This window comes from Ensifer sp. Root558 (assembly GCF_001427045.1).
Lineage (GTDB): Bacteria > Pseudomonadota > Alphaproteobacteria > Rhizobiales > Rhizobiaceae > Ensifer > Ensifer adhaerens.
This window is the reverse complement of record NZ_LMGC01000037.1, coordinates 75,899-98,786: the sequence shown is the minus strand read 5'-3', so window position 1 is coordinate 98,786 and position 22,888 is coordinate 75,899. Positions and strand designations below refer to the sequence as shown.

The 22,888-nt window shown below is 64.0% G+C and carries 14 protein-coding genes; 10 read left to right on the top strand and 4 right to left on the bottom strand.

All coding sequences use genetic code 11. From position 1 onward, the window contains the following. The first annotated feature begins 97 nt into the window (after positions 1 to 97). The 4 genes from ASD63_RS31485 to ASD63_RS31470 all read left to right on the top strand — a co-directional run bounded on the left by ASD63_RS31485 (position 98) and on the right by ASD63_RS31470 (position 4,821). Positions 98 to 1,255 carry a M20 aminoacylase family protein gene (locus ASD63_RS31485; RefSeq protein ID WP_060530416.1) on the top strand — a complete coding sequence of 386 codons (1,158 nt, stop codon included), beginning with the start codon at positions 98 to 100 and terminating at the stop codon, positions 1,253 to 1,255. A 24-nt stretch (positions 1,256 to 1,279) separates the two neighbouring features. After that, positions 1,280 to 2,197 carry a LysR family transcriptional regulator gene (locus ASD63_RS31480; RefSeq protein ID WP_244497293.1) on the top strand — a complete coding sequence of 306 codons (918 nt, stop codon included), beginning with the start codon at positions 1,280 to 1,282 and terminating at the stop codon, positions 2,195 to 2,197. Between the two features lie 179 nt (positions 2,198 to 2,376). After that, the gene (locus ASD63_RS31475; protein WP_060530415.1) at positions 2,377 to 3,261 is read left to right on the top strand and encodes an NAD(P)-dependent oxidoreductase; all 885 of its coding nucleotides are present in this window, start codon (positions 2,377 to 2,379) and stop codon (positions 3,259 to 3,261) included. Between the two features lie 33 nt (positions 3,262 to 3,294). After that, positions 3,295 to 4,821 carry an aldehyde dehydrogenase family protein gene (locus ASD63_RS31470; RefSeq protein WP_234852681.1) on the top strand — a complete coding sequence of 509 codons (1,527 nt, stop codon included), beginning with the start codon at positions 3,295 to 3,297 and terminating at the stop codon, positions 4,819 to 4,821. Between the two features lie 75 nt (positions 4,822 to 4,896). On the opposite strand, the gene ASD63_RS31465 is transcribed toward ASD63_RS31470, so the two are convergent. The 4 genes from ASD63_RS31465 to ASD63_RS31450 form a co-directional block, all read right to left on the bottom strand. Next, complete coding sequence (locus ASD63_RS31465; RefSeq protein ID WP_060530482.1) at positions 4,897 to 7,104, bottom strand: TonB-dependent siderophore receptor; 2,208 nt, start codon at positions 7,102 to 7,104, stop codon at positions 4,897 to 4,899. A 749-nt stretch (positions 7,105 to 7,853) separates the two neighbouring features. After that, positions 7,854 to 8,813 carry a 3'-5' exonuclease gene (locus ASD63_RS31460; protein ID WP_060530413.1) on the bottom strand — a complete coding sequence of 320 codons (960 nt, stop codon included), beginning with the start codon at positions 8,811 to 8,813 and terminating at the stop codon, positions 7,854 to 7,856. Between the two features lie 252 nt (positions 8,814 to 9,065). Continuing rightward, a complete protein-coding gene (locus ASD63_RS31455) occupies positions 9,066 to 10,967 on the bottom strand; it encodes a methyl-accepting chemotaxis protein (protein ID WP_060530412.1) in 1,902 nt (633 codons plus the stop codon). A 292-nt stretch (positions 10,968 to 11,259) separates the two neighbouring features. Further along, positions 11,260 to 14,880 (bottom strand): hydantoinase B/oxoprolinase family protein, encoded by a 3,621-nt coding sequence (locus tag ASD63_RS31450; protein ID WP_060530411.1) that lies wholly within the window; start codon positions 14,878 to 14,880, stop codon positions 11,260 to 11,262. Positions 14,881 to 15,001: 121 nt separating this feature from the next. On the opposite strand from ASD63_RS31450, the gene ASD63_RS31445 reads away from it, so the two are divergent. From ASD63_RS31445 to ASD63_RS31420, 6 genes are all read left to right on the top strand, one after another. Then, entirely contained in the window at positions 15,002 to 15,586 is a 585-nt protein-coding gene (locus ASD63_RS31445) for a winged helix DNA-binding protein (protein ID WP_034805630.1), read from the top strand. A gap of 13 nt (positions 15,587 to 15,599) precedes the next feature. Beyond that, entirely contained in the window at positions 15,600 to 17,432 is a 1,833-nt protein-coding gene (locus ASD63_RS31440; protein ID WP_034805626.1) for a dipeptide ABC transporter ATP-binding protein, read from the top strand. 45 nt (positions 17,433 to 17,477) lie between these two features. Beyond that, the gene (locus ASD63_RS31435) at positions 17,478 to 19,010 is read left to right on the top strand and encodes an ABC transporter substrate-binding protein (protein ID WP_060521971.1); all 1,533 of its coding nucleotides are present in this window, start codon (positions 17,478 to 17,480) and stop codon (positions 19,008 to 19,010) included. Between the two features lie 63 nt (positions 19,011 to 19,073). Further along, positions 19,074 to 19,997 carry an ABC transporter permease gene (locus ASD63_RS31430; protein WP_034805623.1) on the top strand — a complete coding sequence of 308 codons (924 nt, stop codon included), beginning with the start codon at positions 19,074 to 19,076 and terminating at the stop codon, positions 19,995 to 19,997. A gap of 4 nt (positions 19,998 to 20,001) precedes the next feature. Next, a complete protein-coding gene (locus ASD63_RS31425; RefSeq protein ID WP_034805620.1) occupies positions 20,002 to 20,856 on the top strand; it encodes an ABC transporter permease in 855 nt (284 codons plus the stop codon). Further along, positions 20,853 to 22,592 carry a M14 family metallopeptidase gene (locus ASD63_RS31420; protein ID WP_060530410.1) on the top strand — a complete coding sequence of 580 codons (1,740 nt, stop codon included), beginning with the start codon at positions 20,853 to 20,855 and terminating at the stop codon, positions 22,590 to 22,592. The genes ASD63_RS31425 and ASD63_RS31420 overlap by 4 nt, the downstream gene beginning before the upstream one ends. Positions 22,593 to 22,888 lie beyond the last annotated feature (296 nt).

Genomic DNA, 22,888 nt, shown 5'->3' with positions numbered 1-22,888 from the left:
GCAATTCCAGGAAGCGGTTTTCCGTCCGGAATTGTGTAAGAGAAACAGGTCGGCCGCTCTGCGGCCGGCCATCCCCTCAAACGACAGGACGCACGCCATGACACGCCACGACATCAGCCCCGAGCGCATCGAGGAAACGATCCGCTGGCGTCATCACCTGCATGCCCATCCCGAGCTTGCCTTCGAGGAACGCCAGACCGCGGCCTTCATCGCCGGCCGGCTTGCCGAATGGGGCATTGCCGTGAAGGACGGTTATGGCGGCACCGGGCTTGTCGGCACGCTCAGGCGTGGCACATCGAACCGATCGATCGCCATTCGCGCCGACATGGACGCGCTGCCGATCATCGAGACGAGCGGCGCTGCCTACGCCTCGAAGACGACGGGCAAGATGCACGCCTGCGGCCACGACGGCCACGTCGCCATGCTGCTGGCCGCCGCCCGGCAGGCGAGCGAGATGGACTTCGACGGCACCGTGCATTTCATCTTCCAGCCGGCCGAAGAGGCCGAGGGCGGTGCCCGCGTCATGGTCGCCGATGGCCTCTTCCGTGATTTCCCGGCCGATGCCGTCTATGCGCTGCACAACTGGCCGGCGCTCGACGTCGGCTCGGTGGTGGCCCGCGACGACGCGATGATGGCCGCCTTCGGGGTCTTCGAAATCACCATCACCGGTCGCGGCGCCCATGGGGCGATGCCGCATGAGGGTGCTGACCCGCTCGTCGCTAGCGCCCAGATCGTCACGGCCTTGCAGACGATTGCCAGCCGTAACGTCTCGCCACTCGAAGCGGCCGTCGTCTCCGTCACACAGATCCACGGCGGCGACGCCTGGAACGTGATCCCGGAAAAAGCCGTGATCCGCGGCACCACGCGCTGGTTCGACAAGGCGGTCGGTGACACGCTCGAAAACCGGATGCGCTCGCTCGTTTCGGCCCTTGCCGAAGGGCTCGGCTGCACGGCCGAGCTCGATTATCAGCGCCGCTATCCGGCGACGATCAACGATCCCGCAGCCGCCGCGCTCGCACGCTCGGTCGCCGCGGCAGACCCGGCCTTGACGGTCATCGACGCGCCACCAAGCATGGCGGCCGAGGACTTCGCCTTCATGCTCGACGAACGTCCCGGCTGCTATCTCTGGCTCGGCGCAAGACGCGAGGGCGTTAACCCCGGCCTGCACTCGCCGCACTACGATTTCAACGATGCGATCATCGGCCAGGGCGTAAACCTCTGGACACGCCTGATCGCGACCTCGCTTGGTCGTTGACCCCAAGGGGATTCCGTCGCATCCATGACCACCATGGACGTACTCGACGCGAAAGCGCTCAGGATCTTTATGGCGGTTGCGCGCATCGGTTCGATCCGGGGCGCTGCGGAGCATATGGGGCTGGCGCCATCGGTCGTCAGCCGCCAGATCGCCGATACTGAACGCGACATCGGCCTGTCCCTCTTCGAGCGCACCGCCCGCGGCACGGTCCTGACCGACGCCGGTGAACTGGTGCTCGAACACGGCAAACGCGTGCTCGAGGACAACGGGCTGCTTGCCGAGCAGCTCGACCAGATCCGCGGCGTGCAGCAGACCCGCATCCGCATCCGCTGCGGCGAAGGTTTCATGGCCGACCTGGTGGAGCACGGGCTCTCGTCGTTCTCAAAGGCATATTCCTATGTGCGCTACATCGTCGAACTCGGCAGCACCGAAGACGTCGTCGACGCCATCGCCAACAGCGACGCCGACATCGGCATCGCCTACAATCCCCTGACCGAACCGCGCATCCGGGCGCTGGCGATTGCGCGCCAGCCGCTCTGCGTCATCGTGCCGGCGGGCCATCCCCTGTCCGAGCGCAGCGACCTGAAACTTGCCGATTGCCTCGCCTTCCCGTGCGCGCTGCTCGGCAAGGGCAATGGCGTGACACAACTGGTGGCGCGGGTGGCGGCGGATGCGGGGCTGGCGCTGGCGCCGTTGCTCGAAACCCATTCGATCGAGGTGCTCCGCCGCTTCGTTGCAGCAAGCCTTGGCGTCACCTTCCTGCCGCGCACGTCCGTAACCGTGGAAATCGCGCGCGGGTCCATGCAGGCGATCGACCTCGCCGATCCGCTGCTGAGCGAGGCGAGTGCGCATCTGATGGTGCGGGCGCACCGCCGCCTGCCGCTGTCGGTCGAAAAACTCGGCCAGCACCTCGCGCGCGAAATGCAGTCCTTCCAGACTTAGAAGACCGTCCTCGGCTCCATGAAAACCGCGCGCCGCTAACGCTCGTCTGTCCCATCACCGACGGTCGAGCAGACGTTGCCACGCCAGCAACGCATTGTACCAGGCGCGCCGTCTACCCGCTCGCCAGCCCGCATGCCACCTTCGCCGGATCATTCTGATCATACGAGGGTAAGCGGATCATGACGGCGGAACGAACGACAGTGGGCGTGGCGGGTTTGGGCGCCATGGGTCTCGGCATGGCGACGACGCTCGCCGGCAAAGGGTTTGTCGTCAAGGGCTTCGACCTCTCCGGGGCCCGGCGCACGCTTGCCGCCGAAGGCGGGGTGACCCCGGTCGAGGCTCTGACTGACGTCTTCTTCGACACCAACTTCATCGTCTTCTCGCTGCCAACCGCCAAGGACGTGGCAGCCGTCGTCGAGGCCAATCTAGAAGCGCTGAAGGCGGCCGGCCGCCGCGTCGTCATCATCGACACCTCGACCTCCGAGCCGGATGTCTCGCGCGATCTCGCAGCAGCCCTTGCCGGCCTCGGCCACGGCTTCATCGACGCGCCGGTCTCCGGCGGTCCGGCAGGTGCCGCAAGCGGCAAGCTGACGATGATGATCGGTGGCAGTGACGCGGACGTCGCCCTTGCCGGCCCGGTGATCGACGCGATGTCGGCCAAGGCCCTGCATGTCGGCCCGAGCGGCGCCGGCAACGTCGCCAAGCTCGTCAACAACCTGCTCGCCGCCGCCCATATGGTGACGACGGGCGAAGGGCTGAAGCTGGCGCTTGCCGCCGGGCTCGATGCGGACGAGGCGCTGAAGGTGCTCAACGCCGCCTCCGGCAAATCGATGATCAGCGAGGTGCATTTCCCGACCTGGGTGATGAACGGCCGCTTCGACAGCGGCTTCACCATGGGCCTGATGCGCAAGGACGTGCGGCTTGCCAGCGAGCTTGCGGCCCGCACCGGCGCCGATCTGCCGCTCTCGGGCGCGGTCGCCAAGCTCTGGGCCGAGAGCCCGCTCGAAAACGCCGAGGACTTCACCCGCATGGGCGCCTTCCGCCCGGTGGCCAACGACAACTGAGACTTGAAGGGAACGACGATGAACGACATGACCATGCCCGCCAAGGCCGAGCGCATCCGGGCGCTGTTCCACGGCATCATTCCCGGCACCGAGATCGGCAGCTATGTCGACGGCACGCTGGTGCCCGGTTCCGGCGACGAGCAGGCGCTCACCGATCCGGCGACCGGCGAAGTCTTCGCCACCTTCAAGGACGCCGGCGCTGATATCGTCGACGCCGCCATGCAGGCGGCAGCGCGCGCCCAGCGCGAATGGATCTCGATGACCGCTTCGGCGCGCGGCCGGGTGATGAACGAGATCGCCCGCAAGATCCGCGAGCGCGCCGGCGAGATTGCCGAGCTCGAAAGCCGCTCGGCCGGCCGGCCGATCCGCGACATCCGTGGCGAGGCTGTCCGGGTCGCCGAGATGTTCGAATATTATGCCGGCTGGTGCGACAAGCTGCACGGCGAGGTCATCCCGGTCCCGACCTCGCATCTGAACTATACCCGCAACGAGCCGGTTGGCGTCGTCGCCCAGATCACCCCTTGGAACGCGCCGCTCTTTACCGGCGGATGGCAGATTGCGCCTGCGATCTGCGCCGGCAACGGCGTCGTCATCAAGCCGTCGGAACTGACGCCGCTCAGCACGCTCGTGCTCGGTGCGCTCTGCGAGGCGGGCGGCGCGCCCCGTGGCCTCGTCAACGTCATCGCCGGCCAGGGCGTAACGGCGGGCCAGGCGATGGTCGCCCATCCGAAAACGGCACTCGTCGTCTTCGTCGGCTCGGCGCTTGCCGGTTCGGCCATTGCGGCAGCGGCTGCGAAGAACGTCGTGCCCTGTATCCTCGAACTCGGCGGCAAGTCCGGCAACATCGTCTTTGCCGATGCCGATATCGACCGCGCCATCGTCGGCGCCCAATCGGCGATCTTCTCTGGCGCCGGCCAGAGCTGCGTTGCCGGCTCACGCCTGCTCGTGCATCGCTCGGTGCACCAGCAGTTCGTCGAGCGTTATGCCGAGGCTGCCGCGCGCATCCCCGTCGGCGATCCCTATCTCGACAGCACGCAGATCGGCCCGATCAACAATGCACGACAATGGGCGAAGATCGAGGAAATGGTGCGCCAGGGCGTTGCCGAAGGTGCAACGCTTGCAACCGGCGGCGCCAAGCCGGCTTCTCTTCAAGCCTCCGGCGGCTTCTATTTCGCGCCGACCATTCTCGACAACGTCAAGCCGGACATGACGATCGCCCGCGAAGAGGTCTTCGGCCCGGTCGTCGGCGTCACCGTCTTCGACGACGAGGACGAGGCGGTCACCCTCGCCAACGACAACCCGTACGGCCTGGCAGGCGCCGTTTGGACCCGTGATGTCGGCCGCGCACACCGGGTCGCTTCAAGGGTGCGGGCCGGGACCTTCTGGATCAACGGCTACAAGACGATCAGTGTCATGTCGCCCTTCGGCGGCTTCGGCCGCTCCGGCTATGGCCGCTCCTCCGGCCGTGATGCACTGATGGCCTATACACAGACGAAGAGCGTCTGGGTCGAGACCGCGGAAAACCCGGCCGTCGTCTTCGGTTATTCGCCGGAAGCCTGATCGGCACGCCCCCCGAAACGAGAAACGGCCGGCAGAATGCCGGCCGTTTCTTTTTGTGACTGAAGCTCCTCTGGCTCAGAATTCAAACGCAGTCGACACCATGAAGGTGCGCGGCGCGCCGGCGGCAAGGAAGCCACGGGCGGACGAGGCCCAGTAGTTCTCGTCGAACACGTTCTGGACGGTCGCCCGGATTTCCACCGGCTTAGCATTTTCACGCTCGAAGGAGTAACGCGCACCGAGATCGACCCGCGTCCAGTCCGAGACCTTCTGCGTGTTCCTCTGGTCGTAGTAGGTGCTGCCGGTATAAACGAGGCGACCGGTGAGCGTCAGGTCCTCGACCCAGGGTGTGTCGTATTCACCATAGAGGCTGATCGCGGTCGTCGGGACGCCGGGCACACGGTTGCCATCGAACCGCTCTCCTGTTCTCGAGTTCTCTGCCTTATCGAGCTTGGCGTCCATGAAGGTGATGCCACCAAGCAAGCGAACGCCGTCAACCGGTTCGCCATAGGCTGAAAGCTCGATGCCACGGTTCACCTGCAGGCCGTCGACGGCGAAGACGCCGCCGGTTGTCAAACCGTTTGGCTGCCTGATCTCGAACAGCGCTGCGCCGAGCATTACTTCGCCGAGGTCGTATTTGAAGCCGATTTCCTTCTGCTTGCTGACAACAGGAGGGAAAATCTGGTCGCTGTTCAGAGCGTTGGACGGCGCTGACGGCCCTTCGGTCAGAGCTTCCACGTAGTTGCCGTAGACAGAGAAGCTGTCGGTGACGTTTACGAGTGCCGCGACGGCAGGGCTGAACCGGCCTTCCTCGTAATAGTAGGTCTGTTGACCGAGCGGCACGGCGCCGGGACGCGTATTGTACCCTCGTACACGCATTTCCTGATAGCGCCCGCCGACCGTCAGCTGGAAACGGTCTTCGGCAAAGGAAAGCGTATCGGAGATCGCGACGCTGGTCGCGAGCAGGTCCGAAAACGCATGCAGGTCGTTCGAGCGCGGAAGCCCGCCCGTATTGACCCAATCGCTCGGCACATAGATCGGATTGTAGATGTTGGTCATGTAGCTTCTGAAGCCGAGCCTGCCCGGATGGAAGTAGCCGCGGTTGTTCTCGTTGAGCGCTCGGCTCACAGAAACGCTGAGCTGGTGACCGACGGGTCCGGTATCGAACTCCGAGCGGAGACCAACCTCACCCGAGACCCCCTGGATCTCCTGCGGATTGTAGCCGAACTCGGCCAGCGCATCGCCATTGGGATTTTGAATGGTGTAGGACGTGCTCAGGAAGTCCTCGCGGTAGCGGCTGATGCCGCCGGCGGCGTAAACAGTGGTGTTCTCCAGCACGTCGAACTCGACGCGGCCAGCGACCATATTGTGTTCACTGTCATGGTATTCGAACGGGTTGGACGTGTTGATCCGGCCGTCCGGCGCTTCCGGGATCTTGATGCCCGGCGCTGCCGCGTTGAACAGCGAGGCCGGCGCATTGATGTTCTGCTTGGAATGATTGAGGTCGAGCGAGGCACGCACCCGATCGCCGCGATAGTCGAGCCCGAGCGACAGCACGCCGATCTCGTTTTCGTTGTGGTCAAGCGCCGTGTCGCCGCCACGATAGGAACCGTTGAAACGGACGCCCCATTCGCCCTCGGGCCCGAAACGGCGACCGACATCGAGGTGCGACCACAATTGCGAGTCCGACATATAGGTGGTCGTCAGTCGCGTCAGCGGCTCGTCGGTGGCGCGCTTGGGCACCAGATTGATAGTCCCACCGACGCGGCCGACGCCGCCGTTGACCAGCGCGCTCGGGCCTTTCAGGACCTCGACGCGCTCGATACCCTCAAGGGGGCTGCGGCGCGGGTTGGTGATGTAGAAGAGGCCGTCATAGGCCGTATCCAGATTGGTGACCGAGAAGCCGCGAATGAAGAACGAATCACGCTCGCTGAACGCCGGCGCATCCATGCGTACCGAGGGATCGTTGAGGGTGACATCGGCGACCGTTCGCGCCTGCTGATCGCGGATCAGCTTATCCGTGTAGCTGGTGACGCTGAACGGGGTTTCCTTGACAGGACGGTTGCCGAGCGCGCCAAGCCGCGCACCGGTCGCCATCTGACCGCCCGCATAGGGAGCTGACGGCTGGCCGATGGTGCCGGTCTCAGGCGGCTGACCGCCCGCTTGCCCGACGGCCACGATGGGGGCCAGCTGCGTCGCGCCGCCCGAACTGCGTTCAGCCTGGGCCGGGCTTTCGACCCGGTTGGTCTTGCGTGCCTCCTGGGACGACGCCGCCACGGCGGACATTGCCAGCAGCGACACGCCCGCCAGCACGACTTTGGCTCGCCGACGCGAAACCGAATTGAACCTGCCCCTTGCCATTCTCTTACCCCGGTAACTTCGATTAAGGTGAATTCCGTATCCGCCACTGTCGCCGGCCGAACCCAGCCGCCGCTCAGAACGCGACGCACGCGCCTTGCCCGTTGAACAACGGTGCAGGGCGAGCCCCGGACATTGCGTTCAGTTGCGGCTATTTCGACCGACAGACGGGTCTCGTGCGCAGCAGTTCGCTTCGGCAAAGCGGGTGCGTAACCGGCCCTTCGGTCACGGCGCGTTCGGTTGCGCCCATGCAGACTGGCTGCCAGACAAAGTGTCGGCGAGCGCGGGTCATCCCACGCTTGGGAGCACTCTCAAAACTGGACGAGATTGCGAACATCGACATTGAAACATCAACTATAACAACAGCATAAAACTTGAATTTCAAAGTCAAGTCTGCGCACGTATAGTCGGATTCGGTCGGGCGTCCACGCTTTTTGTGCGTGAATTCAGCGGTTAACGGTAAACCGGGCGTTGTTTGCCAGATGTGGAAAGACAGGCAAATCGGGGCGTAGCGGGCCGTCAGCCCGCGTCCGGCGCAGGACAGCCTCAGCCTGGCGCCTGCGCTATGATCGGTGGGCCGCGTCATGCAAAGATCGGAGGGAAAAGGATGTTTTAATCGAGCGACGCCCGCGTCACCCAAGGGCTTGCCCTGTCGGCCGCAGCGGCTCGTTCGCGTGTCAGGCCCGGAAGCGATCGAAAGCGGTCAAGCGCTTGATCGGCGGATCGGCTTCCTTCCAGCGATAGATCTCCGAGCGGAGGTAGCCGAGTTCGTCTTCAAGTGCGGTTTCGGCGACTTCGACCCACCAGGATTTCGGACGGCCGTCGCTTCCGTCAGACCAGCGGTAGCCGCGAGCTTTCAGATGATCCTTCATGTCGAAGGGGCTGTTTTCCGCAAAAATGCGGACGCGTGATCGCTGGCTAGCCTCGCAGAGTTCGGCAAAGGGCGTGCTGCCGGAGCCGCCATCCTTGGCAAGGACTTCGAGCAAAGCGAAACAGTCGTCGACCGCCCGGTGGCCGTCGTGGAAGTAACCGGCCTGCCCGATCAGGTAACCGAGCTTGGTGCCTTCGAAGCCGCGGGAAGACCAATCGATCTCGGAGACGGAACAGGCCCATGCCTTTCCTGCGAAAACGGGCGAGAAGGCCTCGCAGAAGGGACGGTCGAAGCCGGCATTGTGGGCGATGACAAGGTCGGCCTTTTCCATCAGCGCCCGCACTTCGTCGAGGTCGATCGTCTTTCCCGCGACCATCTCGTTGGTGATGCCGGTAAGACGAGTGATTTCCGCAGGGATCGGATTGGACGGCTGGCGCAAGCCGCCGAAAACGCCAGTCACGTCTCCCAGGTTTCCCTTCTCATCGAAGGTAAAGGCGATCAGGCCGATCTCGATGATCTCATCCTTGCGATGGTTGAGCCCTGTGGTTTCGGTATCGAGAATGACGCCATGCAGGGGGAAGCCGGGACGCGCAACAGGCACCACAGCGCGCGGCACAAGCCGCTGCAACAGGCGATAGCGACCCGTGGCCTGAAGGTGGCGGACCATATCGTCCTCGGTCAGCGATGCCCGCTTGACCGCCGGTCCACCGCCCGCCTTTTTGGAAGTTGCCTCGTCCGAAACAAAGAGGTCGAACTGCTGCGTCATTCGGTTGTCCCGCAAATTAACGACTCACACGTCTGCGTTCCAGAATAGCGGCTAACAGGCATGCTTCCCAGCAAATCGGGAAGAAGGCGCAGGAGCGCCTGGATTTTCAGGCGCAAAAGATGGGGAAACGGTCTCGCGCTTCAATATGCTCGGCGGCACTGTTGTCCCCGTCCCCGTCAACACGGGGTGCAGAAACGACAGTGCCGCCGCAGCAAGAACTTCACTTGAAGTCGTGGCGATTACGCCGCTCGATCAGGCGGCGCGGCTCCAGCCTTCGCGGGCTGCAGCACCTTCCAGCTTGAACTTCGCCAGCATCGTGCGCAACTGACGGCTCTCTTCGGCGAGCGTGCCGCTGGCGGCTGTCGTCTCTTCCACCATCGCCGCGTTCTGCTGGGTCATCTGGTCCATGTGGTTGACGGAGGTGTTGATCTCCTGCAGTGCGGTCGCCTGCTCGCGCGCCGCCGTCGCGATCGTGTTGACGTGGCCGCTGACATTGTTGACCAGTGTCTCGATCTCCAGCAGCGCCTCGCCGGTCGAGCGCACCAGCGCCACGCCGTTTTCGACTTCCGACGCCGAGCTGTGGATCAGCGTCTTGATTTCCTTGGCGGCGTTGGCCGAGCGTTGCGCCAGCTCGCGCACTTCCTGGGCGACGACGGCAAAACCGCGGCCGGCTTCGCCCGCGCGTGCCGCTTCGACGCCGGCATTGAGCGCCAGCAGGTTCGTCTGGAAGGCGATTTCGTCGATGACCGAGATGATCTGGTTGATGCGGTTGGACGAACCCTCGATGCGGCCCATGGCATCGACGGCGCTGCGCACGATCGCGCCGGAACGGCCGGCGCTTTCCTTGGTGGCGCGCACCATCTCATGCGCCTCATTCGCCCGCTCCGAGGCGGTGCGCACGGTCGAGGTGATTTCGTCGAGCGCCGCTGCGGTTTCCTCAAGCGCTGCCGCCTGCTGTTCCGTGCGCTTCGACAGATCATTGGCAGCCGAGCTCAGTTCGGCGGAGTTGTCGTTGATGGTGCTGGCCGCGGTGCGCACGTTCTGCATGGTCGACCGCAGCGTCACCATCGTCTGGTTGACGTTCGTCTGTAGCTCGGCGAAGGCACCGTGGAATTCGCCGCGCATGTTCTGCGTCAGGTCGGCGTCGGCAAGCGCCGCAATCACGCGGCGGACTTCGGTGACGGTCTGGTCGACGCTGGAGACGAGCTCGTTGACGCTCGATGCGAAGCGGTTGAGGTCGTCGTTTTCATAGTCCTTGGTGATGCGGCCGGTGAAATCGCCGGCAACGGCAGAGGCGACGACGACGCTGATGTTGGACTGCAGGTCGCTGCTGCGCGCATGGAGGGCCGCTTCCTGCGCCTTCATCGCGCGCATGGCGATGCCGTTCTTGCGGAAGACTTCGACGGCACGGGCCATCTCGCCGATCTCGTCCTGGCGGGAAACGTCCGTCGCATCTCCATCCAGTTTTCCGTCGGCAAGTTCGCTCATGGTCGAGGTCAGGTCACGGACCGGCATGACGATGCCGCGGCGGGCAACGACGAGGCTGACGCCGACGCCGAAGAGCACGCAGGCCGCAGCGGCCGCGGCGAGGATTGTCATGGCGACGGACGAGGAATTCAGCGCCTCTTCACGAGCGGCGGAAAGCGCTTCGCCGGAATAGGTGCTGTAGGTCTTGACTGTTGCCGTCACGGTCTTTTGCGCTTCGAGCGCCTTGTCGAGTGCGGCCTTGACGGCACCGGCATCTCCGCCCTTCTCGGCGGCGACGGCGACCATGGCGCGGATCTCGTCGAAGTAGCTGTTGAGCGTCAGGCGGATGTCATTCAGCAGCTTGTCTTCGGCATCGTCGGCGACCGCCTCGATCTTGGTCAGGCGGCCGAGCATTTCGGTCGCACGCTTTTCGGTTTCCGCGCCGAAGTCGGCGGCGTTCTCCGGGGCGGCGGCGAGCTGATAGGTCATGCGGCTGATGGCGATGATGTCGACGCGCAGGTCCATTGCCTCGCGCGCTGCTTCCTCACGCGCGCCGACATCGACGATCGTCGCACCGAGCGAGGAAAGACCACGCGCACCGGCAAGCGCGATCAGAATGGAGGATATGCCCATGACCACGACCACAAGGCCGACCTTGGTCAAAATCGAAAGGTTCTTGAACGTCACTGCCGTGACTCCTGTGATGTCGCAATCGCGCTGATGGGAGGGGACATGGTCAGCCAAACCGGCGGGAGGAGGACCGGATGTTTGCGGCCCCGCAAGGGGAGGAACTGGGGCGCGCACTGACCAATAAGTACTTAGTAATTTCGAATTTAAATTCGGGTTAAAAAAGCGATCGCGTCTTTTCGCATATGCAGCAATAGTTGTTGTGCATATGCCGGAACGAAAAACGGGCGGACGATCGCTCGCCCGCCCGCAGACCACCGCAGCAGTCTTGGGAGATTCCAGTCTTTCCGGCCTATGACCGGCCGTATCCACCGCCGGTCGGCGTCACGACGGTAAAGGCTTCGCCAGCTTCGAGAACCGTATGGGCGCAGCCCGACAGTTCCTCCGTCCGGCCGTCATTGCGGCGCACGAGGTTGCGGCCGAGTTCACCCGGGCTTCCGCCCTTGATGCCGAAGGGTGCGACGCGGCGATGGCCGGAGAGGATCGCGAAGTCGAGCGTTTCCCGCGCCCGGATCGTGCGCTTCGTGCCGTTTCCGGCGTGCCACTGGCCGCGGCCACCGGAACCGACGCGAATGTGGAAGTCTTCGAGCACCACCGGGAAGCGGGTTTCGAGGATTTCCGGATCGGTGAGCCGCGAGTTGGTCATGTGCGTATGAACCGCATCGGCACCGTTGTAGCCGGGACCCGCCGGCGCGCCGGAGCAGATCGTCTCGTAATACTGATAATTGTCGTTGCCGAAGGTCAGGTTGTTCATCGTCCCTTGCGCGCCGGCCTGGCTCTGGACCGCGCCGAACAGGCAGTTCGTCACGGCCTGGCTGACCTCGACGTTGCCGGCAACGACGGCCGCCGGATAGCGCGGCGTCAGCATCGTACCCTCGGGGATGACGATGTGGATCGGCCGCAGGCAGCCGGCATTCATCGGAATGTCGGCCTCGACCAGCACGCGGAAGACATAGAGTACGGCGGCGCGGGTGACAGGCGCCGGCGCATTGAAGTTGTCGCCGCGCTGCTCCGACGTGCCGGTGAAATCGACGGTCGCCTCGCGCTTGTCGCGGTCGACCGTGATCTTGACGACGATGCTGCAGCCCTGGTCCATCTCGTAGGAGAATTCGCCGTCTGGCAACTGGTCAAGCACACGGCGCACGCTCTCAGCAGCATTGTCCTGGACGTGGCCCATATAGGCCTCGACCACGTCTTCGCCGAACTGGGCGATCATCTTCTTGAGTTCGGCGACGCCCTTTTCGTTGGCCGCCACTTGAGCCTTCAGGTCGTTGACGTTCTGAAGGATGTTGCGCACCGGATAGCGCGCGCCATTCAGAAGCGCTTCAAGCTCGGCCTCGCAGAAGCGACCTGCATCGATGAGCTTGAAGTTGTCGATGTAGACGCCCTCCTCCTCGATGTTGGTGGCAAGCGGTGACATCGAGCCCGGCGAAATGCCGCCGATATCCGCATGGTGGCCGCGGCTGGCGACCCAGAAGCGGATCTCGCGTCCGGCGTCGTCGAAGACGGGCGTGCAGACGGTGAGGTCAGGCAGGTGCGTGCCGCCGTTATAGGGCGCGTTGATCAGGAACACGTCGCCGGGCTTGATCACCGGGTTCTCGCGGATCGCGGTCGCGACCGAAGCGTCCATGGAACCCAGATGCACCGGCATGTGCGGCGCATTGGCGACGAGGTTGCCGCGGTTGTCGAAGACGGCGCAGGAGAAATCGAGCCGTTCCTTGATGTTGACCGAATAGGCGGTGTTCTGCAGCGTCACGCCCATCTGCTCGGCGATCGACATGAAGAGATTATTGAAGATCTCCAGCATGACCGGATCGGCATGGGTGCCGATCGCGCTCTGCTGCTGCAGCGCCTTCACGCGGCGCAGCACGATGTGGTCTTTCGCCGTCAGTTCCGCCTGCCAGCCGTCCTCGACGACGACGGTCTGGTTCGGCTCGATGATGACCGCCGGACCGTCGAGCCGCTGGCCGGGGCTCAGTTCAGCGCGCAGCAGGACCGGCGCATCGTGGAACTGGCCTTGCGAATAGAACTGAGTGCGGCGCGAGATGTCTGGTGTGCCTGAGGTGACGGACGCGCCTTCGCGTTCCATCTGGGCAGCACCACCGCCGACCGTCTCGACTTCGACGGCGTCGATCACCAACGCCTTGTTGTCGGCGACGAAGCCGAAGCGGCGCTTGTGCAGCTCTTCGAACTCGGCGCGCAGGCGGGCGATGTCGTCATGCGCGGGGAAGGTCGCGTCGACCGCAAGCACCGTGTCGGTGCCGGCATAGCGGATATGGGCGCGCAGATGGGTGCGAATTTCGTCGCGGGCAATTCCTTGTGCTTCCAGTTCGCCGAGGCAATCGACTTCCAGCTCGGCGCCCAGCGTGCTGAGGGCTGCCGGCGCCTTGTCGTCGAGCGCGACGCCGAGCGCCTTCTGGCGAGTCGAGCGGATATCGGCAAGTCCCATGCCATAGGCCGAAAGCAGGCCGGACATCGGATGCACGAGAATGCTCTTCATGCCGAGCTGGTCGGCAACGAGGCACGCGTGCTGGCCGCCGGCGCCGCCGAAGCAGCTCAACGCATAGCGCGTCACGTCATAACCGCGCTGCACGGAAATCTTCTTGATCGCCTCGACCATGTTGGCAACGGCAATGCGGATGAAGCCGTCGGCCACATCCTCGGGGCTGCGGCCATCGCCGATCTCGGTCGCCATGGCAACAAAACGGCCACGCACGGTCTCGACGTCGAGACGTTCGTCCTGGTTCGGGCCGAACAGCGCCGGGAAGAAATCCGGCATCAGCTTGCCGAGCATGACATTCGCATCGGTGACAGCAAGCGGACCGCCATTGCGGTAGCAGGCGGGGCCCGGGTTGGCGCCGGCCGAATCCGGGCCGACGCGGAAACGTTCGCCGTCGAAGTGCAGGATCGATCCGCCGCCGGCGGCAACCGTGTGGATCAGCATCATCGGTGCACGCACGCGCACGCCTGCAACTTCGGTCTCGAACGCCCGCTCATATTCACCATCGAAATGGGCGACGTCGGTCGAGGTACCACCCATGTCAAAGCCGATGACGCGATCGAAGCCCGCGGCTTCGCCGGTCTTGGCGAGGCCGACGACACCGCCGGCCGGGCCGGAGAGGATCGCATCCTTGCCCTGGAACATTTCAGCCGCCGTCAGGCCGCCGGAGGACATCATGAACATGACGCGTGCGCCGGTACGGGCAATATCGAGTTCGCCGGAGACCTGGGCGACGTAGCGGCGCAGAACCGGGGAGAGATAGGCGTCGATGACGGTGGTATCACCGCGGCCGACATATTTGATCAGCGGCGAGACTTCGTGGCTGACGGAGACCTGCTCGAAGCCGAGTTCGCGGGCGATGCGGGCAACGGCCGCCTCGTGCTCCGGATACTTGTAGGCATGCATGAAGACGATGGCGACGGCCTTGTAGCCCTTGCCCTTCAGGTCTTCGAGGGCCGCGCGCGCCTTCGCCTCGTCGAGCGGCTGCTCGACAATACAGTCGGCCAGCACGCGCTCGTCGAGTTCGACGATATCCTGGTAGAGCGCTTCCGGCTTGATGATTTCGGTCGCGAAGATCTTCTTGCGTTCCTGGTAGCCGATCTTCAGCGCATCGCGAAAGCCCTTGGTCGTCACGAGAGCCAGGGGCTCGCCCTTGCGCTCGAGCAGCGCGTTGGTGGCGACCGTCGTGCCCATGCGCACTTCGCCGATGAGGCCGGTCGGGATCGGTGCACCGGTCGCAAGGCCGAGATGCAGGCGGATGCCTTGCACAGCGGCGTCGCGATAGGCTTCCGGATTTTCGGACAGCACCTTGCGGGCATGCAGGTTCCCGTGCGGGTCGCGACCGATGACATCGGTGAAGGTGCCGCCACGGTCGATCCAGAAGTCCCAGCTGCCGGTTTCGCGTGCGCTCATTGTCCATCCCTCTCATTCGCGAGCCGCTTCATTGTGCAAGCCCGGAAATTCATCAAAGCAGTTCGTTGACAAAATGTCGATAAAATGATGACATAAAATCGTCAAGATGAGGAAGAGCTGAATGACGAAGAAGTCGGAGGATAGCTTCGAAGGACGGGAATGGGCCGAAAATGCCCTGCCCGAACATCTAAAGCCGGTCGCGGCCATCGGCCCGATCGTTTCCTCCGCGCACCTTGCTGAAGGCGGCTCTCCCGGCCTCTCCGAGGTCGAATACGGGTTGATCCTCGCGTCGCATGCCTTTCATCGCTGGATGATGCGCTGCATGGCGGCCGCCGGCGTATCCGGTCTTTCCCCGATCGAGATCCTGATCCTGCACACGATCCGCCACCGCGATCGCGGCAAGAAGCTCGCCGACATCTGTCTCGTGCTCGACATCGAGGACACCCATGTCGCGACCTATGCCATCCGCAAGCTCGAAGCCGCAGGCCTCGTGACGACGGGCAAGGAAGGCAAGGAAAAGACCATCCTCATCACCGACAAGGGGTCGGACGCCTGCACGCGCTACGCAAAAATTCGCGAGCGGCTGCTGGTCTCCTCCACCGCCAAAGCGCGTCCTTCCGAGGAGACGCTTTCCGAGATCGCCGCCGTCCTGCGTTTCATGTCGGGCGCCTATGAACAGTCCGCGCGCGCCGCGACCACATTGTAACAAGGAAGACCGCGTGACCGTCGATACGCCTGCGCCCCTGCTCGCCGTTGAGAAGCTTTCCGTCGCCTTCAACGGCAATCCTGTCGTCGAAGACCTGAGCTTCACGGTGACGCCCGGCCGGACGCTCGCAATCGTGGGAGAATCCGGCTCCGGCAAATCGGTGACGTCGCTGTCGATCATGCGGCTCTCGGACATGATGGGCGGCCAGTTTCCGACCGGCCGCATCCTGTTTCGCGGCAAGGACGGCGAAATCGATCTGACGAGCGCCCCGCAGAAGACCATGCGCGCGATCCGCGGCAAGGAGATCGCCATGATCTTCCAGGAGCCGATGACGTCCTTGAACCCGGTCTTTACCATCGGCGACCAGGTCGCCGAAGTGTTGATGCTGCACGAGAAGATGACCAAGGCCGAAGCGCTCGTCGAGACGCGCCGCCTGCTCGACATGGTGCGCCTTCCTGATTCTGCAGAACTGATCGGCCGCTATCCGCACCAGCTTTCCGGCGGCATGCGCCAGCGCGTCATGATCGCCATGGCGCTTGCCTGCCGGCCGAAACTGCTGATCGCCGACGAGCCGACGACGGCGCTCGACGTCACCATCCAGGCGCAGATCCTGACGATCATCCGCGACCTCCAGAAAGAACTCGGCATGGCGGTGATCTTCATCACCCATGACATGGGTGTCGTCGCCGAAATGGCCGACGACGTCGTCGTCATGTGGAAGGGCCGCAAGGTCGAGGAAGGTCCGGTCGGCGAGATCTTCGCAAGCCCCAAGCACCCCTATACCCAGACGCTGCTTTCCGCCGTGCCGAAACTCGGCAGCATGACCGGCGAGGAATTCCCGAAGCGCCTGCCTCTGACCATGATGATCGACGGCGAACCGAAGCGCGTCGGCGAAACCCATATCCAGCGCACCGCCCGCTACGACGCGGCACCGATCCTTTCGGTGCGTGATCTCGTCACCCGCTTCGACGTGCGCAAGAACCTTTTCGGCAAGGCGACGCACCGCGTGCACGCCATCGAAAACGTCAGCTTCGACATTTTCCCGGGTGAAACGCTGGCGCTGGTCGGCGAGAGCGGCTCGGGCAAGTCGACGATCGGTCGCACGATCCAGCAACTGCAGAACGCAACCTCGGGCGAGATCCTCTTTGGCGGTCGCCCGGTCTCGGCCATGAGCTATGCCGAGCGGCAGCGGCTGAAGCAGGAAATCCAGTACATCTTCCAGGATCCCTTCGCCTCGCTCGACCCGCGCAAGACCGTGGGCTTCTCGATCGCCGAACCTATCCGCACCCACGGCCTGATCCTCGGTGAAAAGGACATCGAAAAGCGCGTGCATGAATTGCTGGAGCGCGTCGGACTGACGCCAGCTCACGCCAAGCGCTATCCGCACGAATTCTCCGGCGGCCAGCGCCAGCGCGTCTGCATTGCGCGCGCGCTTGCCTCCCGTCCCAAGCTGATCATCGCCGACGAGGCGCTGTCGGCTCTCGACGTCTCGATCCAGGCGCAGATCATCAACCTGTTCATGGAGCTGCAGGAACAGGAGGGCCTCGCCTATCTCTTCATCAGCCATGACATGGCGGTGGTCGAACGCATGAGCCACCGCGTCGCCGTGCTCTATCTCGGCCAGGTCATGGAGTTCGGCAGCCGCCAGCAGGTCTTCGAGACGCCGTCCCATCCCTATACTCGCCGGCTGCTTTCCGCGGTGCCCGTCGCCGAGCCCGGCAAGGGTCGCGAGCGCGCCATGCTGGAGGGCGAGATCCCGAGCCCGATCCGCCGCGTCGGCGACGAACCCGCGGTGCTGCCGCGCAAAGAAATCGCCCCTGGCCATTACGTGGCCAAGGGTGCGTGAGCCGCTTTCTCTTCTCAGGAAGGCTGTCGAAACAGGAGTGAGTAAATGATCAACAAAAAGGGGATCCACGCCGCTTTCATCGCCCTTGCGATGGCGGGCAGTTTCATGACCGCAGCCCCGGCCTTTGCCGCCGGCACGCTGACGGTATCTTCGCCGCAGGATCCGGGAAGCTGGGACCCGGTCGACACCTTCCTCGTCAACTGGGCGTCGGTTGCCACCAATATCTATGACGGCCTGACCTATCGCGGTCCGGATCTGAAGCTCGTGCCCGGCCTTGCTACTGCTTGGGAAGAGCTCGACGGCGGCAAACGCCTGCGCTTCACGCTGCGCGAGGGCGTCAAGTTCCACAACGGTGAGCCCTTCAACGCGGAAGCGGTGAAGTTCACCTTCGACCGCCTGCTCGGCGAAGAAGGCTCCAAGGGTCCGCAGAAGTCCAACTATGCCGTGATCGAAAAGGTCGAGATCGTCGACGAAAAGACGGTCGACCTCGTCCTGAAGACGCCGGATCCGGTGCTTCTCACGAAGCTCGCCGGCTATGGCGCGATGATCGTGCCGCCGAAGTACATCCAGGAAAAAGGTGAGGACTACTTCAACGCCCATCCTGTTGGCACCGGCCCGTTCAAGTTCGTCTCCTACGAGCCGAAGGTCGGCATCAAGCTCGAAGCCTTCGCAGATCATTGGGGCGGCGCGCCGAAGCTTTCCAACCTCAACTACCGCTTCATTTCGGAGCCGGCGACCGCCGTTGCCGAGCTGCAGGCCGGCCGCGTCGATCTCGTCATCCCGCCGACCATTCCGATCGGCATGATCCCGACGATCCAGGGCGACAGCAATCTGGAGATCGTCTCCAGCGCCGGCCCGACGGTCTACGCGCTGCGATTCAACACGCGCGACGGCATCACCAAGGATCCGAAGGTCCGCAAGGCGCTGATCCTCGGCGTCGACCGCGACACCATCATCCAGTCGATCCTCGCCGGCCAGGCGGATCCGATCGCCAGTTTCCAGGGCAAGCTCTCCTTCGGCTTCGACCCGGCGATGAAGCCGCTGCCGTACGATCCGGAACAGGCAAAGGCGCTTCTGAAGGAAGCCGGCGTTGCGCCGGGCGCTTCCGTGCAGATCGACGTTCGCGGTAACGACGCGACCTTCAACGAGGTCGTGCAGGCTATCGCAAGCTACCTGCAGCTGATCGGCATCAACGCGACGATCAAGCCCTATGAAACCAACGTTCTCTTGAACGACATCATCCCGGCCGGCAAGACCGGCGCGCTGTTCCAGCAGTCCTGGGGCGGCTGGACGCTCGACTACGACAACACCGCCTACTCGATGTACCACTCGGGCGAAAAGTGGAACCCGTACGACAAGGACGCGGAACTCGACAAGCTGCTCGAGTCGCAGCGTTCGATCACCGACCAGGCAAAGCGCGAGGAGATCCTCAAGCAGATCGCCAACTACGCCGCAGACCGTTCGCTCGAAATGCCGCTCTATAACCTCAACGCCATCTTCGGCGTGAGCAAGCGCGTCAAGAACTTCACGCCGGTGCCGGATAGCCGCCTGCGGCTGACGGACGTGACGGTCGAGTAATACAGGCCGGTCCGCCGCCTCACGCTTGAGGCGGCGGACCATTTTTCCAAAAGGGCGGGTCACTTGGCCGGATTTCTGATCAAACGTTTTCTGCAGGCGGTCTTCGTCGTGTTCGTCGTGACACTGACCGTCTCCTATGCCATCCGGTTCACCGGTGACCCCGCGCTAATGCTGGCGCAGGGCGCTGGCAGCGTCACCGAGGCCGACCTCGTGCGCATCCGCGAGGGGCTCGGCCTTAACCAGCCGTTCCTGGCGCAATATGCCGATTTCATCACGGGCATGTTCAGGCTCGATTTCGGCCGCTCCTTCATGGGCGGTACGCCTGTTTCGCAGCTGATCGCCTCTGCGCTGCCGGCGACCATGCTGCTCGCCTTCGCCTCGCTGATCGTCTCGATCGCGATTTCCATTCCGCTCGGCATCCGCGCCGCCGTCGCCCGCGGCAAGTGGGCCGACCAGACAATCCGCATTCTGTCGCTCGTCGGGCTTTCCTTCCCGAACTTCTGGCTTGCGATCATGCTGGTCCTGTTGTTCTCGATCGTCCTCAAATGGCTGCCGCCAAGCGGCATGGACGGTTTTGCAAGCTTCATCATGCCGGCGCTGACCATGGGCATCATCCTGACGGCGACCAATGTGCGCCTGGTGCGCACCGCGATGCTGGAAACCTTGCAGTCGCAATACATCATGGTCGCGCGCGCCAAGGGCCTCAGCGAAAGCAAGGTGCTCTACAAGCACGCACTTCGTAACTGCGCGATCCCGCTGATCACCTATTTCGGCCTGCAGTTCGGCGGCCTGCTCGGCGGCATCGTCGTCGTCGAGCTGGTGTTCAACTGGCCGGGCATGGGCACGCTCGCCTTCGACGCGGTCGCCTCGCGCGATTACCCCGTGCTTCAGGCGGTCATAACCGTGCTTTCGCTGATGATCGTGTTCGTCAATCTTCTGGTCGACATCGCCTATGGCCTCGTCGATCCGCGCATCCGGACGGAGTGAGCCGATGTCGTCAAAGGCTTCCAGCACCCGCTTCGCCCGCTTCCGCAACCTCGAATTCATCCTCGGAGCGCTGCTCACCGGCGGCATCTGCCTCGCCGTTCTCTTCTCTGGCGTGCTCTTTCCCGGCGGCGTCGACAAGATCGACCTGATGGCGCGGCTGACGCCGCCCTTCGTCAATTGGGCCCATCCGCTCGGCACCGACCCGCTTGGCCGCGACGTGCTGGCTCGCGTGGTTGCCGGCGGCAAGATCTCGCTGCTCGTCGGCCTGACGTCGGTTGCCGGCGCCGTCGTCGTCGGCGTGGTCATGGGGCTTGTCTCCGGCTACTATCGCGGCTTCTGGGACATGATCGTCATGCGCTTTGCCGATGTGCAGCTGGCGCTCCCCTTCATCCTGCTCGCGATCACCTTCATCGCCATCGTCGGCGGCGGGCTTGGCAACACCATCATCCTGCTGATCGTCTCGCAGTGGGTGCAATATGCGCGCCTCGTGCGCGGCTCGGTCCTGTCGCTGCGCGAGCGCGAGTTCATCCAGTCGGCCCGAGCCATCGGCGTGCGCGATTACAGGATCCTGTTCCAGCACCTGTTGCCGAACCTGATCGGCCCGGTGATCGTGCTGATGACGCTCAACGTCGCCAACAACATCCTGCTCGAAAGCAGCCTCACCTTCCTCGGCCTCGGCGTCGATCCGCTGATCCCGAGCTGGGGCGGCATGCTGGCCGACGGCCGCACCTACCTGCAGAACGCCTGGTGGGTCAGCGTCTTCCCGGGCCTTGCGATCCTGCTCACCGTTCTCGGCCTCAATCTTCTCGGCGACTGGCTGCGTGACAGCCTCGACCCAACCGGTAGAACTTCACGATGACGACGATTTTCGAAGGCGCCTTCGAGCGCACCCTCGACACGCTTCTGACCACCTACGGCAAGGAGGCCGCCCGCGGAACCAAGCTCGAAGCCTGGTTGTTCGACGATGCTGCCAGCCGCAAGGCTGCCGAACAGAAGCTTGCAAGCTTCGGCGTCAAGGCGGCGCTCAGGAGCGCCTACAAGCCGCTGTTGCATTTCTTCCTGGAAGAAGTGGATCGCGCAGCCCTCGCAAGCGTCGTCGTCCGCTATCCCCAGCATGAGGGCGCGCCTCAGAACCGTTTCCTGCTCGAAGCCTATCCGCTCGCAGCCCTCGTCGGCGATGCCGAGATCCGCTTCGAGGCAGGCAGCGCCAAGGCATTCATCTATGACGTCACGCTTACCTTCCGTGACGGGCGCCAGGAAAACCACGCCGTATTCGCACCGAACCGCATCCACACCGATTTCATCGGCGAGACGCTTTTGTCGCCGACCGGCTGGATCCGCCTCGACGAGGGCTGCGACAAGCATCGCGAATGCCACCTCGATACCGACTATGAGCGGCTTTTTGCCGGCACGATGCAGGCGATCTCCGATCATGCCTGGGGTGACAGCGAGCCCTATTTCGAAGAGCTCAACATCCGCGTGACCCTGCCGATCACCGACTTCCGCCTGCCCGTCGGCGAGGAAGTCATCAGCCTTCGCGAAGCGCTGCACGAGGACTTCTATTTCTCGCTGCTCGAAGTCTTCCAGAAGAAGTCCGGTCGCCCGCTCGGCGACCGCGGCCTGAAGCCCGGCCAGATCGTGCCGGAGATCGTCTTCGGCGTCGGGAAGCCCACCGTCGTCGTCAAGGCGCGGCCGCTGCAGGCGACGGATGTCGAAGGCGAAACCCTGCCGCTCGACACCGCCGAGGCACCGCTGGCGGTGGCGCAGATCCATGCCGAACTCGCCGCGATCGACGGCCAGCCCTTCGAGGCCAGGTCGCGTGCCGGCCGGCCGGTGAAGGCCCGCTATCACAAGGGAAGCGATGCGCCGGTCATGATCAGCGGCGGACAGCATCCGAACGAGACGACCGGCATCGTCGGCGTGCTTCGCGCCGCCCAGGCGCTCGCCGCCCGCACCGGTAGCCACTTCACCATCTCGCCGCTCGAAAACCCCGACGGCTATGCCGTGCACCAGCGGCTGCGCATCGACAACCCGCTGCACATGCACCATGCCGCCCGCTACACCGCCCTTGGCGACGATCTCGAATACCGCACCGGTGCAGCACTCAACGAGCGCGAGATCCGTAAGGAGGCGGAGCGGCTGACCGGCGCGCAGCTGCACGTCAACCTGCACGGCTATCCTTCGCATGAGTGGACGCGGCCGCTTTCGGGCTACGTGCCGCGCGGTTTTGCCATGTGGACCCTGCCTAAGGGCTTCTTCCTGATCATGCGCCACCACGCCGAATGGGAAGCGCGCGCCGAACAGCTGATCGCGGAAGTCACCGAGCGACTTGCGGCCGTTCCGGGCCTGCTCGCCTACAACGACGCCCAGATCGCGCTTTACGAGACGCATGCCGGCGAGACCGGTTTCCGCATCATCAACGGCTTCCCCTGCATGATCTCCGTCGACGACCGCCACACGGCACCGCTGACGCTGATCACCGAGTACCCGGATGAGACAATCTACGGCGATGCCTTCATTGCCGGCCATGAGGCTCAGAAGGAAACGGTGCTTGCGGCCTATGATGCGTTCCAGCGGATCATGGCCGTCGCCTGACCTCCGTCATTTGGCCGGCCCATGGCCGGTCCCGTGCCGCTGCGTACCCTTGCGCAGCGACACATCGTTTGACGATCTGCGCCTTGCGCGGCAGCGCCCGCCCCGCGCTGCCGCGCAAGGCAATTTTTGAGGGCTCTTGTCCGATCGCTCGCCCCGCAAATGCGCGGCTATTCTCTCCGTCCCATCCGAATACGGTAAGCCTCGGCCGCTCTGCATTGCCGGGCTCCCGTTCTCGCCGCTAGAAAGGCAGCGAAAGGCCGCAACGTTGTTGCAATCCTCGTCCACCAGACGTGAAC